The 16,398-nt window shown below is 36.8% G+C and carries 19 protein-coding genes; all 19 read right to left on the reverse strand.

Features of this window, described 5'->3' with window-relative positions; translation table 11 throughout:
- Positions 1-2: 2 nt before the first annotated feature.
- Complete coding sequence (gene truB / locus P0N36_RS02685; protein WP_275841290.1) at positions 3-914, reverse strand: tRNA pseudouridine(55) synthase TruB; 912 nt, start codon at positions 912-914, stop codon at positions 3-5.
- Positions 915-922: 8 nt separating this feature from the next.
- The gene (locus P0N36_RS02690) at positions 923-1,879 is read right to left on the reverse strand and encodes a DHH family phosphoesterase (RefSeq protein WP_275841291.1); all 957 of its coding nucleotides are present in this window, start codon (positions 1,877-1,879) and stop codon (positions 923-925) included.
- Positions 1,876-2,316 carry a 30S ribosome-binding factor RbfA gene (gene rbfA / locus P0N36_RS02695; RefSeq protein ID WP_275841292.1) on the reverse strand — a complete coding sequence of 147 codons (441 nt, stop codon included), beginning with the start codon at positions 2,314-2,316 and terminating at the stop codon, positions 1,876-1,878. Before rbfA ends, P0N36_RS02690 begins: the two co-directional genes overlap by 4 nt.
- Before the next feature lie 10 nt (positions 2,317-2,326).
- Positions 2,327-4,369: a translation initiation factor IF-2 gene (infB, locus tag P0N36_RS02700; RefSeq protein ID WP_275841293.1), complete on the reverse strand. Its 2,043-nt coding sequence runs from the start codon at positions 4,367-4,369 to the stop codon at positions 2,327-2,329.
- A gap of 21 nt (positions 4,370-4,390) precedes the next feature.
- Positions 4,391-4,696 (reverse strand): L7Ae/L30e/S12e/Gadd45 family ribosomal protein, encoded by a 306-nt coding sequence (locus P0N36_RS02705; RefSeq protein ID WP_330683932.1) that lies wholly within the window; start codon positions 4,694-4,696, stop codon positions 4,391-4,393.
- The gene (gene rnpM, locus P0N36_RS02710) at positions 4,689-4,955 is read right to left on the reverse strand and encodes an RNase P modulator RnpM (protein WP_275841294.1); all 267 of its coding nucleotides are present in this window, start codon (positions 4,953-4,955) and stop codon (positions 4,689-4,691) included. The genes P0N36_RS02705 and rnpM overlap by 8 nt, the downstream gene beginning before the upstream one ends.
- Positions 4,956-4,960: 5 nt before the next feature.
- Positions 4,961-6,115 carry a transcription termination factor NusA gene (nusA, locus tag P0N36_RS02715; RefSeq protein ID WP_275841295.1) on the reverse strand — a complete coding sequence of 385 codons (1,155 nt, stop codon included), beginning with the start codon at positions 6,113-6,115 and terminating at the stop codon, positions 4,961-4,963.
- Between the two features lie 23 nt (positions 6,116-6,138).
- Complete coding sequence (rimP, locus tag P0N36_RS02720) at positions 6,139-6,603, reverse strand: ribosome maturation factor RimP (protein ID WP_275841296.1); 465 nt, start codon at positions 6,601-6,603, stop codon at positions 6,139-6,141.
- 141 nt (positions 6,604-6,744) lie between these two features.
- Positions 6,745-7,377 carry an HD-GYP domain-containing protein gene (locus P0N36_RS02725; RefSeq protein ID WP_275841297.1) on the reverse strand — a complete coding sequence of 211 codons (633 nt, stop codon included), beginning with the start codon at positions 7,375-7,377 and terminating at the stop codon, positions 6,745-6,747.
- The gene (locus P0N36_RS02730; RefSeq protein WP_275841298.1) at positions 7,370-7,732 is read right to left on the reverse strand and encodes a LapA family protein; all 363 of its coding nucleotides are present in this window, start codon (positions 7,730-7,732) and stop codon (positions 7,370-7,372) included. Before P0N36_RS02730 ends, P0N36_RS02725 begins: the two co-directional genes overlap by 8 nt.
- A gap of 98 nt (positions 7,733-7,830) precedes the next feature.
- Positions 7,831-8,823: an NAD(P)H-dependent glycerol-3-phosphate dehydrogenase gene (locus P0N36_RS02735; RefSeq protein WP_275841299.1), complete on the reverse strand. Its 993-nt coding sequence runs from the start codon at positions 8,821-8,823 to the stop codon at positions 7,831-7,833.
- Positions 8,824-8,830: 7 nt separating this feature from the next.
- Positions 8,831-9,433: a glycerol-3-phosphate 1-O-acyltransferase PlsY gene (plsY, locus tag P0N36_RS02740; protein WP_275841300.1), complete on the reverse strand. Its 603-nt coding sequence runs from the start codon at positions 9,431-9,433 to the stop codon at positions 8,831-8,833.
- Between the two features lie 28 nt (positions 9,434-9,461).
- Positions 9,462-10,787 carry a ribosome biogenesis GTPase Der gene (gene der / locus P0N36_RS02745; RefSeq protein WP_275841301.1) on the reverse strand — a complete coding sequence of 442 codons (1,326 nt, stop codon included), beginning with the start codon at positions 10,785-10,787 and terminating at the stop codon, positions 9,462-9,464.
- Between the two features lie 143 nt (positions 10,788-10,930).
- Positions 10,931-12,292: a DUF512 domain-containing protein gene (locus P0N36_RS02750; protein WP_275841302.1), complete on the reverse strand. Its 1,362-nt coding sequence runs from the start codon at positions 12,290-12,292 to the stop codon at positions 10,931-10,933.
- Positions 12,293-12,325: 33 nt separating this feature from the next.
- Positions 12,326-13,168 carry a peptidoglycan editing factor PgeF gene (gene pgeF / locus P0N36_RS02755; RefSeq protein ID WP_275841303.1) on the reverse strand — a complete coding sequence of 281 codons (843 nt, stop codon included), beginning with the start codon at positions 13,166-13,168 and terminating at the stop codon, positions 12,326-12,328.
- An 11-nt stretch (positions 13,169-13,179) separates the two neighbouring features.
- Positions 13,180-13,545, reverse strand: coding sequence for a YraN family protein (locus tag P0N36_RS02760; protein ID WP_275841304.1), 366 nt, complete (start codon positions 13,543-13,545; stop codon positions 13,180-13,182).
- A 39-nt stretch (positions 13,546-13,584) separates the two neighbouring features.
- On the reverse strand, positions 13,585-13,857 hold the full coding sequence (locus P0N36_RS02765) for an EscU/YscU/HrcU family type III secretion system export apparatus switch protein (RefSeq protein WP_330683933.1): 273 nt from the start codon (positions 13,855-13,857) through the stop codon (positions 13,585-13,587).
- Entirely contained in the window at positions 13,857-15,488 is a 1,632-nt protein-coding gene (locus tag P0N36_RS02770; protein WP_275841305.1) for a hypothetical protein, read from the reverse strand. The genes P0N36_RS02765 and P0N36_RS02770 overlap by 1 nt, the downstream gene beginning before the upstream one ends.
- Before the next feature lie 31 nt (positions 15,489-15,519).
- Positions 15,520-16,284: a ribonuclease HII gene (locus P0N36_RS02775; protein WP_275841306.1), complete on the reverse strand. Its 765-nt coding sequence runs from the start codon at positions 16,282-16,284 to the stop codon at positions 15,520-15,522.
- Positions 16,285-16,398 lie beyond the last annotated feature (114 nt).

Here is a 16,398-nt window from a genome sequence, read left to right on the forward strand (position 1 = left end):
TCTTAATGACGTATACAAAAAAATTTTACTGGCATTAATAGATTTTTTTGGGATAACCACTCATATATGCCCATATAATCGCCTTCATTATTATATACGTTATAACATGTCTTGTCCACGATCTCGTTTGTATCATAATTCATAATGGCTTCTAAAGGCAACTTGTTTCCATTATAAAGCATAAGATTATAATCCGGATTTATTACAAATCGTTGATAATGACTGAATAAAGTATCGACCTGAACGATGGCTTCGGAAATCTTGTTATCATGAACAAGATTTTTAATATCTTCAAGGGTCAAGGCCGTCTCTTTTGTAAAAATGCCCGATGCCGTTCTTTCTAATTCAACCATATGGCCACAAGTGCCTAGAGCTTCACTAATATCACGACATAAGGTGCGAATGTAAGTGCCTTTCTTACAGTGAACTGTCATTTCAATAAAGGGTAAATCTATCTGAATGTCATAAATGTCATATATTGTAATTCGTCTTTTTTTTCGCTCAATGGTCTGACCTGATCTAGCCACATCGTAAAGCTTTCTGCCATCAATTTTGATGGCGGAATACATGGGTGGTAACTGATCATGGTCACCAAGGAAACTTTTTATTGTTTCTAAGATTGTAGTATTGTCTACTGAATAAGGTTTTCTATCAATAACCTCACCCGTATGATCTTGAGTATCTGTTTCTTCACCCAGCTTAAAACGTGTTTTATAAGTTTTGTCTTTATCTGTTAATAAATCGGCTACTTTAGTTGCTTTTCCAAGACAAACAGGTAAAATGCCTACTGCTTGAGGGTCCAAAGTACCCGTATGTCCAATCTTCTTTTGTCCAAGAATACCTCTTAACACAGCCACAACATCATGAGAAGTAAAGTCTTTTTCTTTGTATACGTTGATAATACCATTATACATGTCTAACCTCATGTTTTCTTTTCTAACTGCAAGGAAACAACTTTTGTAACAGCCAAAATAGCGTCTTCAAGGGGTGCCTTTATACTTGCACCGGAAGCTTTTTGATGGCCGCCACCGCCAAAGTTCATAGCGACCTTGCAAACATCTACGGTACCTTTTGAACGGAGGCTTATTTTATAGGTATTCTCATCAATAGCATAGAAAAAAACAGCAACCTCAATACCTTCGACATTGTTCATATAGTGAACGATACTTTCTGTATCGGATTTCTCAATACCAAAAGTTTTATAATCTTCCATATTCAAATAGCATACAAGAATCTTTTTATTCATATAGGTACGCGCTCTTTCAAAGGCTAATCCTTGTGCCTTAAAAGCCTTTAAAGGTTTTTCATCAAACAGCTTGTGAATCAACGCTGAAAAATCAAACCCATAAGATATAAGCTTGGCTGCAGCCAAATGGGTGGAAGGTTTGGTGTTGCTATGCTTAAAACCACCGGTATCAAAGAGAATACCGGTATAAAGGGCTTTAGCAATATCTACATCCATGACAGAAAAGTCTTCAACCATCTGAAACACCATTTCACTGGTTGAACTGGCTTCTGCATCCACATAATTATAATCTCCAAACATAGTATTACTTATATGATGATCTATGTTGACCACTTTCTTTCCACGCGTAAGGAGTTGGCCAAATGTACCTAGTCTTTCAGGATCACTTGCATCCAGTGATATAATCAAATCCGCCGGTTCTTCCATATGATCACTGACATAATGAGATACCGGCAAAAAATTATATTGATCCGGTAAATCTTTTAGTAGCACCCTAGATGGTACATCATATTTTTCCAGAAGCATCGCCAAGCCTAATGTCGCACCAACGCAATCACCATCCGGGTGAATATGTCCTAGTAGGCATATATTCTGGTATTTTTTAGCCAAATCTACCAATGTACCTAATTTCATTCATGAACCTCTTTATCTTCTAATGCTTCTATTTCATTTTCTGTACCTTCTGTTTCAACATTATCTTCCACTTCTTTATCTTGGTCTGTCTGTACGACTTTATCTATGAGTGCAGATATTTCGACACCATACTCAATGGAATGGTCCAATATAAAGGACAATTGTGGTGTATTTCTAAGATTTGTTCTATGGGCAAGCTCGCTTCTTATATGACCTGCAGAACTTTTAAGCCCTTCGATGGTTTCTTTTTGATCCGATGCATCACCCATGACACTGACATAAACCTTACAAAACTTTAAGTCGGCTGTAACATCTACTTTTACTATTGAAGTGAGTGGACTCACTCTAGGATCTTTTATATCTTCTCTTAGGATCGTCGTCAAGTCATGTTTAACTTCTTGATTAATTCTTATTAGTCTATTGCTGTTTTTTTTCATTATTTCACCTTTACTTTCTAGGTATTTCCACCATAGCAAATGCTTCCACAACATCACCGTCTCGAAGGTCGTTATACTTATCTAGCATCACACCACATTCATAGCCAGTGTTGACTTCTTTTACATCATCCTTAAATCTCTTAAGAGATGCCAAAGCGCCTTCATAGATAACGATACCGTCACGTACCAAGCGTACGCTTGAATTACGAACAACTTTACCATCAAGTACAAAACCACCACCTATAGTACCGACTCCGGATACTTTAAATGTTTGTCTAATCTCAATATGACCTAATACTTTTTCTTCATAGATAGGGTCTAGCATACCTGTCATAGCTGCTTGAATATCTTCAATCGCGTTATAGATAACTCGGTATAATCTAAGATCTATCTGCTCTCGATCAGCAGCAGCAGTTGCACTGGCTTCAGGTCGCACATTAAAGCCAATAATTATGGCATTAGATGCAGAAGCTAACATAACATCTGTTTCCGTGACCGCACCTACACCACCGTGTAGCACACGAATAACCACTTCTTCATTCGACAGTTTCATAAGACTTTGCTTGACGGCTTCTACGGATCCTTGAACATCCGCTTTTACAATAACATTCAATTCTTTCATCTCACCAACTTGAATCTGATGGAAGAGATCATCAAGTGTTACTTTTTGAGGCGTTGTCTGAATCATTTTTTCTCTGGATTGATCCACTACTTTGTTCGCTAATTGTCTGGCTTGTTTTTCATCTTTTGCGGTAAAAAAGGCATCACCTGCGGTTGGTACTTCTGACAAACCAAGTATTTCTACTGGCGTTGATGGTCCTGCTGATTTTACACGTCGTCCTTTATCATCTACCATAGCCCTAATACGTCCGTAGGCCGGACCGGCAATAATTGCGTCTCCAACAGATAAGGTTCCGTTTTGAATCAATACTGTGGCAACAGGTCCTCTTCCTTTATCAAGCTGAGCTTCAATAATGGTACCCCTTGCTTTTCTGTTTGGATTTGCTTTATAATCCTCTACTTCAGCCACAAGTACAATCATTTCCAATAATTCTTCAAGGTTTGTGCGCTCTAGTGCAGAGACTTGAACACAAATGGTGTCACCACCCCAAGCTTCAGCAATAAGACCATATTCTACCAGTTCTTGTAATACACGGTCAGGGTTAGCTCCCGGTTTATCAATTTTATTAACTGCAACAATGATTTGAACGCCTGCTGCTTTAGCATGATTAATGGCTTCAACAGTTTGGGGCATAACACCATCATCCGCTGCAACAACCAAAATTGCAATGTCCGTTGCCATTGCTCCACGTAAACGCATAGCTGTAAAAGCTTCATGTCCCGGTGTATCTAAAAATGTTATGGTTTCTCCCCCATCAAGAGATACGACCGATGCACCAATGTGCTGGGTAATACCACCATGTTCTTTTTCAGTCACGTTTGATTCTCTAAGTGCGTCAAGTAGTGAGGTTTTACCATGGTCAACATGACCCATGACAACAACAACCGGAGAACGTTTTATCAAATCTTCTTCTCGGTCTACTAAATCTTTGTCTTCAAAAAATAACTCAACAATATCTTTTTCAGGTTCTCTAACGACGAGCATATCATGTTCCATAGCTATTTCTTCTGCAAGTTCAAAAGGGATTTCTTGATTGGCTGTTGCCATAATACCACGGTTCATTAGTATTTTTATAATATCTGAAACCTGTAGCTCAAGTTTATCAGCTAGCAAACTAACCATAACACTTTCAGGTAATTCGATAAATTCTTTTTCTTCTACGACTTCTTCCACATTTTTATGTCGTTTTTTATTGGTTTTCTTTTGTGTCTCATCCTCAGCTGATTCAATAGTATTTTCTTCTTCTGGTTTTGATTCTTCGTCTTCTTTTTCGTCTTTTTTATAATGATCTAGTATTACTTTGTATTCTTCTTCTGTTAAAGAACTCATGTGATTTTTTATATCCACTTTCAAGTTCCTAAGAACCTCTATTAAAGCCTTATTGGTAACATCTAATTCTTTAGCTAATTCATACACTCTTATTTTCGACATTCACTTACCTCCGATTTATTGTTATGCTTGCTCACCAACCTTAGATAAGATAGCGTTGGCAAATCCCTCATCAACAATACCGACTGTCGCACGGTATTCCTTTCCGATGGCTTTTCCTAAGCTTGTTTTATCACCCAGTGTAATCAATTTGATCTGGCGATAAGCACACATATTGGTGAATTTTTTCTTTGTATTGTCTGAGGCGTCAGAGGCTATTATGCATAGTAAAACACTATTGTTTTTTATACCTGTTTCAACGCTAAACTCTCCTGACAATACTTTCCCAGCTTTCATAGCCAATCCAATCATTGAAAATATATTATTCAACGTCTTCGATCTCCTTACGTAAAGCATCATAAACGCCTGTTGGTATTTTCTCTTTAAAAGCACGCTCTAAGCCTTTAGATTTTTCGGCTTTATTAAAGCAATCCACTTTTTTACAAACATAGGCGCCACGTCCATTTTTTTTTCCGGTAAGATCGATATCATAAACACCTTCATTTGATCGAACAACCCTAATTAAAGACTTCTTCTCTTGCATCATTAGACAACCTAAGCATTTTCTCATAGGTAATTTTTTTGCCATTTCACCTACTCCTTATCAAACAAATCAGTACCTGTTTCAGTATCTTCTTCGTTATCTAGATTGGTTTGTTCTAAAAACTGTTCAAAAGGATTGACCGGCTTCTCATCAAGTGCCATAAAATTTGTTTCTTTTGCTTGCGTCTCACTTTTAATATCAATACGATAGCCTGTTAATTTTGCAGCAAGTCTTGCATTTTGACCTTCTTTACCAATTGCCAATGATAGTTGATAATCCGGTACAACAACTTTCGCACTTTTGTGAGGCTCATCCACCACAACCTTAACAACTTTGGAAGGGCTCAGAGCTGCTGCTATATAATCTTCTGACTTTTCACTCCATGGGATAATGTCAATCTTTTCTCCTTTAAGTTCGTGAACAATGATGCCGACTCTAGAACCATTATGTCCTACACAAGAGCCTACGGGGTCGACATCTGAATTGTTTGAATGTACCGCAATTTTTGTCCTAGAACCTGCTTCTCTTGATACGGATTTTATTTCCACCACGCCATCATGAACTTCAGGTACCTCTTGTTCAAAAAGACGTTTGATCAACTCCGGATGGGTCCTTGAAACATATACTTTAGGGCCTTTTGTTGAATCCTTAACTTCTACGACATAGACTTTCAGCCTTTCATTGGTGGTATATGTTTCACCTGGTATACATTCTTTTTCAGCCATAATGGCATCAATCTTACCCAAATTAATAACCACATTACCCTTGTTTTCTCTCTGAATTATTCCGGTTACGACTTCTTTTTCTTTAGAAATGTATTGATTGAATAGCACATCTCTCTCAGCCTCACGGATTTTTTGCACCACAACTTGTTTTGCTTTCTGTGCTGCAATACGACCAAAATTCTTAGGTGTAATCTCGATTTGAACAATATCACCAATTTCATAATCCGGGCTGTATTCAACGGCTTCCTCTAGACTAATTTCGATTTGATCGTTGTCAACGATTTCTACAATTTTCTTTTCAGAGTAAACAGATACATCCCCGTCTTCTTGGTCTATAATAACTTTAACATTCGTAGATGCACCGAAATTATTTTTGCAGGCTGTGATTAAGGAATTTTCAATTGCCTCTATTAGGACCTCTTTACTGATGCCCTTCTCTTTTTCGATTTGTGCCAATGCTTGAATAAACTCAGCATTCATGATTTAATCCTCCTTGAATTTAATTAAAATACGACAGAAAGCCTGATCAGGGCTATATCGCTCCTGTTAAAAACACGCTCTTCGTCATCCATTTTTAATACGATTTCCGTCTTATTATAAGATACAAGCATCCCTAAAAATTCCTTATGTCCATCAAGTGCTTTATAGAGTTTCATTTCTACATCTTTACCGATACTTCTCTCAAAGTCGTTATCCTTTTTCAAAGGTCGATCCAATCCCGGAGAGCTGACTTCTAAAATATAAGGGTCTTGAATAGGATCCTTTTCATCCAGTACCAACTCCAAGGCTCTACTTACATGTTCACAATCCTTGATGGTAACACCGCCCTCTTTATCGATATACACACGTAAATAAAAATGACCAAGTTCCCTTACATATTCTACATCTACCAGTGTTACACCATTTTCTTTTAATATGGGCTCAAGCAGTGTTTCTACTAATTTTTCAATTCGATCTTTATTTGCCAAACGGCCACTTCCTTTCCAACGATTAACCAACTCAAATATAAAGAGTGGACCAAAAGCCCACTCTTATCTTAATCACAACTTTAATTTTAAATAATTATACCACAAAAACATTGATTTTACAAGGTTTCCAAAAAAATATACCTACACACCACTCAAGGTTTCTTGCCATACAATTATTAATTCCTTAATATGCATAACCAACCAAGGATCAAATTGGGTTCCTGATTTTTGTCTGATTTCTTCTTCAATCGTCTTAAAATCAGTAGCATCTTTATATGGTTTTTTTGTTGACATATGATCGATGGTTTCACATAATCCTATGATTCTTGCACCTAAATGTATCTCATTACCTAAATAACCATTCGGATAACCTTTACCATCAAACCATTCATGATGTTCTAAGACAATTTGAGCCACTTCGTTTAACTCCGGATACTGATTTAAGATTTCACAACCGTATTTCGGATGCTTTTTCAACTGATTCCAATCCTCTGCGGTCAAAGCGTCTCTCTTATTAAATAGAGATGAGGGTATTTTCATCATACCAATATCATGGAGCCTTCCTGCAAGTTCTATGGTATCACATAATTTTGAATCAATGCCCAAATACTGAGCCAACCATTTTGACATAGTGGCAACATGAGTGGCATGATTTTTCATAGACATGTTATTACTTTCAAGAACGTCCATAAGCAAATCAATGATGACTTTGTCGCCTTCTAGATTCTTTTTTGGGGTTTGAGAGCAGCCCCCACAGGTGTCGCATTTATTCATGAATTTCTTCCTCTTGATCTATAATTGGGGTATCAAATTGTGTCGTTTGATCTTTTGAATGCATCATTTCCACTTCCATATTGGCCTTAATTAATTTAAGTTCATTCAACTCTTGATTTAAGGCTTCAATGATTTTATCTTTTTCTTTAATTGTTTTTCTGGCTTTTAATTTACTGATAGCACCCATCGAATATAGAATAATGGCACCTATACTCGCAGATATTAGAATAACAAGGGCAACAGAAATATCAACCGTGGCAAATATAAAGTTAATTGGTACGGCAGAAGCATTTAGAATCGCAAACAAAGCAATAAAAATTGAAAATAGTAAGGTTATGATTAAATTCTTTTGCATAACATCTCCTTAAGATTTTTTGACATATCCCATCAAGGGTAGTTAACGGATACTTACTATTTGATTTTATCATATAGTTTTTCAAACAGCAATCATCATCAAGACTCAAATTTTCGATCTCTTAACATCAGTTCTGTCACGGCTTCTCTTGGATTTTTGTTGTTAAACAATACTTCATTGACCTGATCAATTATAGGAAGTTCTATTTCGAATTTTGTAGCCAAAGCGGTTGCTGCATGAGCTGCGTAGACGCCTTCAACAACCATACTCACTTTTTCTTGTGCTTCTTGTAGTGTTAATCCTTCTCCTATAAGTATACCGGCTTTTCTGTTTCGACTATGTACACTTGTACAAGTCACAATCAAATCTCCTATACCAGTAAGACCATTAAAGGTCTGGACATCGCCACCCATAGCAAGACCAAGTCTGGATATCTCAGCAATACCTCTTGTCATCAATGCCGCTTTTGTATTGTCACCAAACCCAAGTCCATCCGAAATACCTGCTGCTAGTGCAATAACGTTTTTCAGTGCGCCTCCGATTTCAACTCCTAAAACATCCGAACTTCCATAAACTCTAAAAAATTGATTCATAAATGTTTCTTGTACTATTTTTACAATGCGCTTATCTTTAGATGCGGCTACTACGGAAGTTGGTATTTTCCTGGCCACTTCTTCTGCATGACTGGGTCCGGAGAGTACGGCTATAGGGTTGATGGGAATGACATCCTCTATAACCTCGGCTAGAGTAAACAATGTTTCATCTTCCAGCCCCTTACCTACGTTAAGCATAATTTGGCTGGGTTTTATATATTCTCGGACCATAATTGCCGTGCTTCTAACATATCTTGAAGGTACGGCAAATATAACCATGTCTGATCCAATCACAGCTTTTTTTATATCGTTTGTAATGAGAATAGTCTCATCTATTTTAATCCCGGGAAGATTGTGTAAATGTTCATGATGTTGATTCAACATTTTGACTTCTTCATCTACAATCGACCACACAGCTACTTCATGATTGTTTTCCTTCAGTAGCATAGCCAGGGCGATGCCCCAACTACCGGCACCCAGTATACTTACTTTCATCATAAACCTCCTAAGTTGCTTGTTTTTTTACACCCAGCTTATTTTCTTCGCCTCGAATTAGACGGCCAATATTAGCCTTGTGTCTATATATGGCAACGATAGCTAGAATGGATGTTATAATCAGTTCTTGTGTCCCACCGGGATAAAGTATGAAAACGCCAATAGGCATAATGGTTACTAAAAGTATAGAACCTAATGAAACATATCTGGTCAGATAAATGGCTAAAGATGCAACTGCCCAAGCAACCAGACCAATACGCCAATCAAATGCAAGCAACATACCAAGTGTTGAGGCAATACCTTTTCCACCCTTAAACTTCAAAACAAAAGGCCAATTGTGACCAATGATGACACCTGCACCGGCGTAGAGTCCTGCTAGTTGAGATTCAAATAGCGTTCTAGCAATGATGACCGCTAGAACAGCCTTTAATATATCGCCCACAAAAGTCAACATCCCTAACTTCCATCCCAAAACTCTAATGGCATTGGTTGTACCGGAATTCCCACTTCCATGGTCCCTGATATCAATATGTTTAGTTCTTTTGGCAACAATATACGCTGTTTGAAAGCATCCTAAAAAATACCCCATAATAATACTGATTAAATAAGACATAACACCTTTCCTTTCTTTAGCTGAGCCATTAATCTTCTTTTCTTTCCCGAATCAACATTTTAAGAGGTGTACCCTTAAAACCAAATGCATCTCTTAACTTATTCTCTATATACCTTATATATGAAAAATGTGCCAGTTCCTTATCATTGACAAAAAGGACAAAAGTGGGCGGTTTAATTGCAACTTGTGTCATATAATAGATTTTTAGACGTTTCCCTTTATCAGATGGTGGTTGATTCATAGCCATTGCATCATAGAGAACATCATTTATGACACCGGTTTGTACTCTAAGGGTCTGATTTTGAACGACCATCTCAATGGTTTCAAAGAGTTTGTTGATTCTAAGACCTGTTTGTGCTGATATGAACACAATGGGTGCATACGTCATATAAGCTAAGGTGACTTGTATCGTATCTAAGAAACGGTACATGGTCTTGTCGTTTTTTTCTATCGCATCCCATTTATTGACAGCAATTATAGCACCTTTTCCCCGATCGTGGGCGATGCCTACTATTTTGGCATCTTGTTCCGTAATGCCTAAAACGGCATCAATCATAAGTATAACAATATCTGCCTTTTCAATTGCCGCCACAGCACGTATAATACTATACTTTTCAATCTCTTCTTTAATTTTATTTTTACGTCTGAGCCCGGCAGTATCAATAAAAATATATTCCTTTTCATCGTATATGACCCTTGAATCAATTGCATCTCGTGTTGTCCCTGCTAGCTCACTTACGATATGCCGTTCTTCTCCCAAGATTTTATTGATTAAGGATGATTTGCCGACATTTGGTTTTCCAATGATGGCAATTTTGGTTATTTCTTCTTCCTCTTCCGATTCAACCCGTTCGTAGAAGTGTTTGACGATTTCATCTAGAAGATCACCCATGCCAATCTTGTTTACAGCAGATAATGGCATTGGTTCACCAAGTCCCAGATTATAAAACTCTAATACATCGTACTGAAGTTTGTCAAAGTTATCCGTCTTGTTAACACATAACACAATTGGTTTTTTGCTCTTTCTTAGCATATCGGCTACTTTATAATCCGTATCGGTTACGCCTGTCAAAACATCTACGACAAACATAATTACATCTGCCGTTTCGATAGCCATTTCAGCCTGATAACGCATTTGCGACAAAATTACATCCTTTGAATCAGGTTCTATACCGCCTGTGTCAATGATTGTAAAATTATGATTCAACCATTCTACATCTGCATATATTCGGTCTCTTGTGACACCTGGTGTATTTTGTACAATGGCGATTTTTTCGCCTGCCATCATATTAAAGATGGTCGATTTGCCGACATTGGGTCGCCCAACGACTGCAACTATGGGTTTTCTACTCATTTCATTCTCCTTATATGTAACGCACTCTATATGATTACTCCGTTAGCCTGATTTTTCACATTTAAATTATCGCTGGGAACATATCAACGTAATCTATATATTGTATGTGAATTTAGTGAAACTTAGTTTTGACCCTTCAACCATTATATTCTACTTGGTTCAATATGGTTCAGTATCGATTGGATCAAATCACTACCAAAACAATCAATAAATGCCATCGGTATACCAATAGCTTTTTCCATATCTGAAACCGTCGTATCATCTAGCAATACCTCTTCACCATCCCTTAGAATATTGTCCGGCAAATAAAGATGTTGACCAAGATCAACGGTCTTTAGCTGATGAAGGATATCTTTGCCTGTTAATAACCCTGACACCGTAATCTGAGGACCAAAAAAATTATTTTCAATACCAATAACTTGAAGTTTCAGATTCTGAACCTTAGCCTCCAACATGTACATTAGTTTTTTTAATATTGGTTCAAATAGCTTTCCAGTAACTAAGGTTATTTTAGTTTCTTTAATGCTTATATGATTCATTCCTTCTATTTCTCTTGTTAGGTCATCAACAAACATACGGGTCATACCTACACCATTTTCCAGTTGTAAATACCCATCATAAGTAGATTCAGTAGGTACTTCTACTCCTGCCATGATATAGAACTCATCACCAAGATGAATGAAATGATAATTATATTGTTCCATATATTGTTGTTGAAAACCTTCTACAAGCTTGATTATGTCTATACAATCCTCTTTTGAAAAAGGCGCCAGAGGGTAAAGACCGTCTCTATGTTTGGATAAACCAACCGGCACAACAGATACGGATTGAAGATGAGGTATGTATTTACCAAGGGCTTGAATTGAATAGGCTAATTCGTCTTGATCATTTAGTCCTTTACAAAGTACAATTTGACCATTCATGGTTATGCCGGCTTCATAAAGACGATTCATGTAGGTGACTATTTTACCGGAATGTTTGTTTTTCAACATCTTTTGTCGCAGCTCTAGGTTCATGGTGTGAATGGATATATTAATTGGAGACAGATGATACTCTATAATTCTGTCCACTTCTCTACTGGTCATATTCGTTAGGGTAATATAATTGCCTTGTAAAAAAGATAGTCTGGCATCATCATCCTTAAAGTATAAAGTTTCACGCATACCTTTTGGCAATTGGTCAATAAAGCAAAAGACACATTTATTTCTACATGAACGGTATTCATCCATTAAATTGTTATCAAAGATCAGTCCAAGATCTTCATCTTCATCTTTTTCTATCTCATAAAGCCAAGGTTCATTGTGTTCTAAGTTATAAATCATCAAATCAATGAACTCATCTTGAACAAACAAATGATAATCCAAGGCGTCTTGAACTTTTTTACCATTAATACTTATCAGTTTGTCTCCCGACTTTATGCCCAGTTCGCCTGCAATACTGCCTTGTACTACGCCAAGAATCTCATGATAATGTGTTTCATCTTTGTTGTAATGCTTTAATTCCAATACTTCACCTTCTTCATCATGACAACTCAATCTTTACTCGGTCTTCGTTTTCAAAGCAATCATAGCCGCAAGACTGCCTCTTTGGTTCCCCATAAATCGATGAGAATAAAAAGTATCACTATGGCACTTTGTACACAAATCCGTTACAACCATATTTTTATCATCAATACCTGCATCTAGCAATAACAACCGGTTGGCTTCCCAAAGATCTAATTTATAGTGTTCATCATTTATTCTTGAGACAATCCGTACAATTATATCATGATTTAGATTTTTTTCAAACTCTTTTATAACATCCGTACCAACTTCATAACAACAAGACCCTATGGAAGGTCCAATCCCAACTAAAATATCTTTGGGTTTGCTGCCATAGGTCTGTTCCATGCGTTCTATTGTTTTTGGTCCAATGCCTTTGACTGTTCCTCTCCATCCTGCATGGGATAAGCCAATAACTTTTTTTATTGGATCCAAAAAAAACAAAGGGACACAATCCGCATAGAAGGTAGTGAGTGTGACACCTACTTGATTGGTTATTAAACCATCCACACTAATAATATCCGATGTTCTATAAAACCCTTTTCCTCGATCCTCTTTCCCAACCACACGTACTTCTACTTCATGGACTTGGTCACTAAAAACCAAAGTATCTGTATCAACACCAAGGGCATCACAAAATCGATTGAAGTTTTCTTCAACGTTATAAGGTGAGTCACCCCTGTTTTTCCCAAGATTCATGGATTCATAAACACCCTTGCTTATACCTCCAAGTTTTGTTGAGAACCCATGGTTCACCAAACCGGTAGCTTCTAAATGGGGTAGTTTTATAACCATAACTTCTTTGTGCCTGTCAATATATAAACTCTTAGAACGTATCATCCTGATTCCTTTCAATAATTCACATATCTTTTATCCATTTCAAAGGCGTTTTTGTAATGAGTAAGGGTTTCATTAAGAATATCAATAATATCAAAGCGCATAGACTGACCAAATAAATTCATAACCTTACAATAGCTTAAACTTGATTTCATTAATCTTTGTCTTTTTGCATAACCGACAGCTTCAAAAGGTTTACCTTTTTTATCTGAGGTTCTATATTTAACTTCAATAAAAATGTAAGTAGATGCTTTATAGGCTATGATGTCAATTTCACCATACCTTGTATAATAGTTTCTTTTAATAATCTTGTAGCCCTTTTTAATCAAATAGCTGACGGCCATTTCTTCATAGTGATGGCCCGTATCTCTTTTGTTCATAAGACCCCCTCGTCAATTGTAAAAATGTCTATTCTATTTTTATATTTTATCACGTAGTTTGTCCAAATCCGTCACAAAAACCAGAATTTCAGCCACTACTTTATAAAGCTCTTCAGGAATGTAATCGCCAATCTCCAGTTTAGTCAGTTCATCGGCTAGTTTAGCGTCCTGATATATAGGTAACGCTTCCTCTTGAGCTTTTTCTATGATTTTATCTGCAATGACGCCTTTTCCTTTTGCCACTAAATTTGGTGCTACTTCACCTTCACTATACTTAATGGCAACTGCTTTTTTTTTCTCTTTCATTATCATCACGCTCTCATATCAAAAGTATACCTGCTGATGTTGGCTTTTATATCCTGCCCATCAAGGAAATCGGTTACAATATCAAAAGATTTTTGCAAAGGTGATACCTTTATTGATAGCACATTAAAGTTCTTTCGATTTAATAGGTTATGAAGTTCATATAGATTTTCACTTACGACGGGAATTTGTTTTTCATCGGTCATAAAAAACTGAATATCCAAATTTTTACCTGTTTTTTTTATATGAATATCTGTATGACCAAGATTTAGGAGATCCAGACGTACAAGTGCGGTTACGGGTTTTTCTTTATCTCTATTTTTCTTTCGATCACCAATAACATAGAGTTCCGAATGCAAGAGTTGATCTTGTAATAGCATGGGTAGATGCATCAAGCTAAAGTCCTTACCAAGTGCATTAAGAAAGGATACTGAAGACTTGATATTTTGAGCTTCTTTTAAGACATTGTTACCATCATCTTTCAAAGCATATTCAGCTGTTTTTATTAATTCAGTCATTTTCTGATTTAAGGTCTTATAATAGTCTTTGACTTGTACCATATCCCCGAGTTCATCTTTTGACATAAGCATACCTTTGACCAGAGTGGCATAAGTGCTGTCCGATTTAAGTTGTATAAGAATATCTCTTAATTGTTCTATTGGTAACAGCTTCTCTTTTCCTATATTAACGAAGTCTAATAAATCCAATTGTTTACCGGATTCTAGTTTTTCAAACAAATGCTTTTGTGTTTCGCTTGGAGGTAGCTTTTCTCCTGAATCATTAAAATGCTCAATCACTTGTTGTCTTAAGTGACTTGTTAGCTTTTCTACATCTTTTATAAGAAGCATATCTCCAATGGGTGTTTTTGATGTTGGCTTAGGCCATGCATCTATGTTTGAGTTCGATGTGGCTTTTATAACTTGGTTTAGATTATTTAGAAAATCACTGCTATTTTTGTCCCTTGTAAGCAAGGTTAATGGCGTTGCGCTTTGTTCCAATGTTGGGGTGTTTTTGACCAGTAATGGGGAGAGCTCCGCCTTAGAGCCCATAGCGGTTGTCATGTCATCAGCTAAGGCCGTTATACTTTTCATCAAAGCATGCTCATTATTTTCTAACATAGTGAGCTGCTGTATGTTTTCCGACGTTACCGGTATGTCATGCTTTACCATGAAAATCAGCTGTTTAACCCTTGCTTCAGGGAATTGCTTGGTTAATTGTATAAAGTTCTTTAAGCTTTTGTCACTGACGGCCATATTATTTTCAATTAATTGACGAACCAAATGATGATTTTCTTCTGTCATAGGTAGTTTGGCATTTTCCAAAATATTTATCAATTTATCTTCCACCAATTGAGGTTCCTGCTGTAAAGTCGTAAGCAGTATTTGTTTTGCAGACGCTTCTTTAACAGCTAAAGCAACTTCATCACCAATAGAAAACATGGCCGGTTGTGCTAACTTTGCATCGAGTATTTGACCGTTTGTGAGCTTGATTTTTACACCGGTTAAGGTCGCATCAAGAACCTCGCCTTTGACAACCTGACCTTCTTTATAGGTTAGCTTCTCACCTTTTAAGGTATTGGTTTCTACTGTATTTTGAACCTGACCATATTTTTTATGAATCATGCTCGAATCTATTTTCAAATTCATCACTCCTTGAAGTGCTTATATGGGTTTATGTAACAAAGTTTTTTATAAAAGATCTACGGTGAATAGAACAAGGTCCTACTTTTTTTATGGCCTCAATATGTCTTGTCGAACCATAACCCTTATTTTTATCAAAATCATAGGCCGGAAAGATTTCATGATAATCCTTCATCATTCTATCCCTTGTCACTTTTGCTATTATACTGGCTGCGGCTATTGATATGCTCTTTTCATCACCTTTAATGATGGGTAGTTGCTTTAGTTTAATATCCGGTATGGTAACCGCATCCACTAGAAGTATATCCGGCTTGGTGTTAAGATTGGTGACCGCTTTTTTCATAGCTTTATAAGTGGCTTGTAATATATTAATCGAATCGATTGTCTCGACACTTTCTAAACCAATACTTACCGCTATGGCTTCATCCATAATCTGATCATAGAGCATTTCCCGCATTTTCTCCGATAGTTTTTTGGAATCATTAATATAAAGTAGCTTCGTGTCTTTCTTCAGAATGACAGCTGCTGTGACTACCGGACCGGCCAAAGGTCCTCGTCCCACTTCATCAATACCACAAATATATTCTAAATGGTCATATTTATATTCATAAGTGCGCATACGTTCCATTCTGTCTAATTCCGTATTATAAGCATGTATTTTTTTTCTTGAACAGTCAACCAAGTGTTTCACACCTGCTCTATCATCCTCTTTAAACCGTTTAATAAAAGCATCCAATCCATAAACGTCGGTTTCTTTGTATATTTTTTTAATGGTATTGATGGGCAAAGTATCCATAGTCCCCCCTGATTTGCTAGTGGTTGCATATATCTGTTTCCATTATAACCTATGACAAGGTTCTGATAAAGGTATTTTCTATTATATGCATAATATGGTTAAGGCGTCTAATCT

It is taken from the genome of Petrocella sp. FN5 (assembly GCF_029210395.1).
Lineage (GTDB): Bacteria > Bacillota > Clostridia > Lachnospirales > Vallitaleaceae > Petrocella.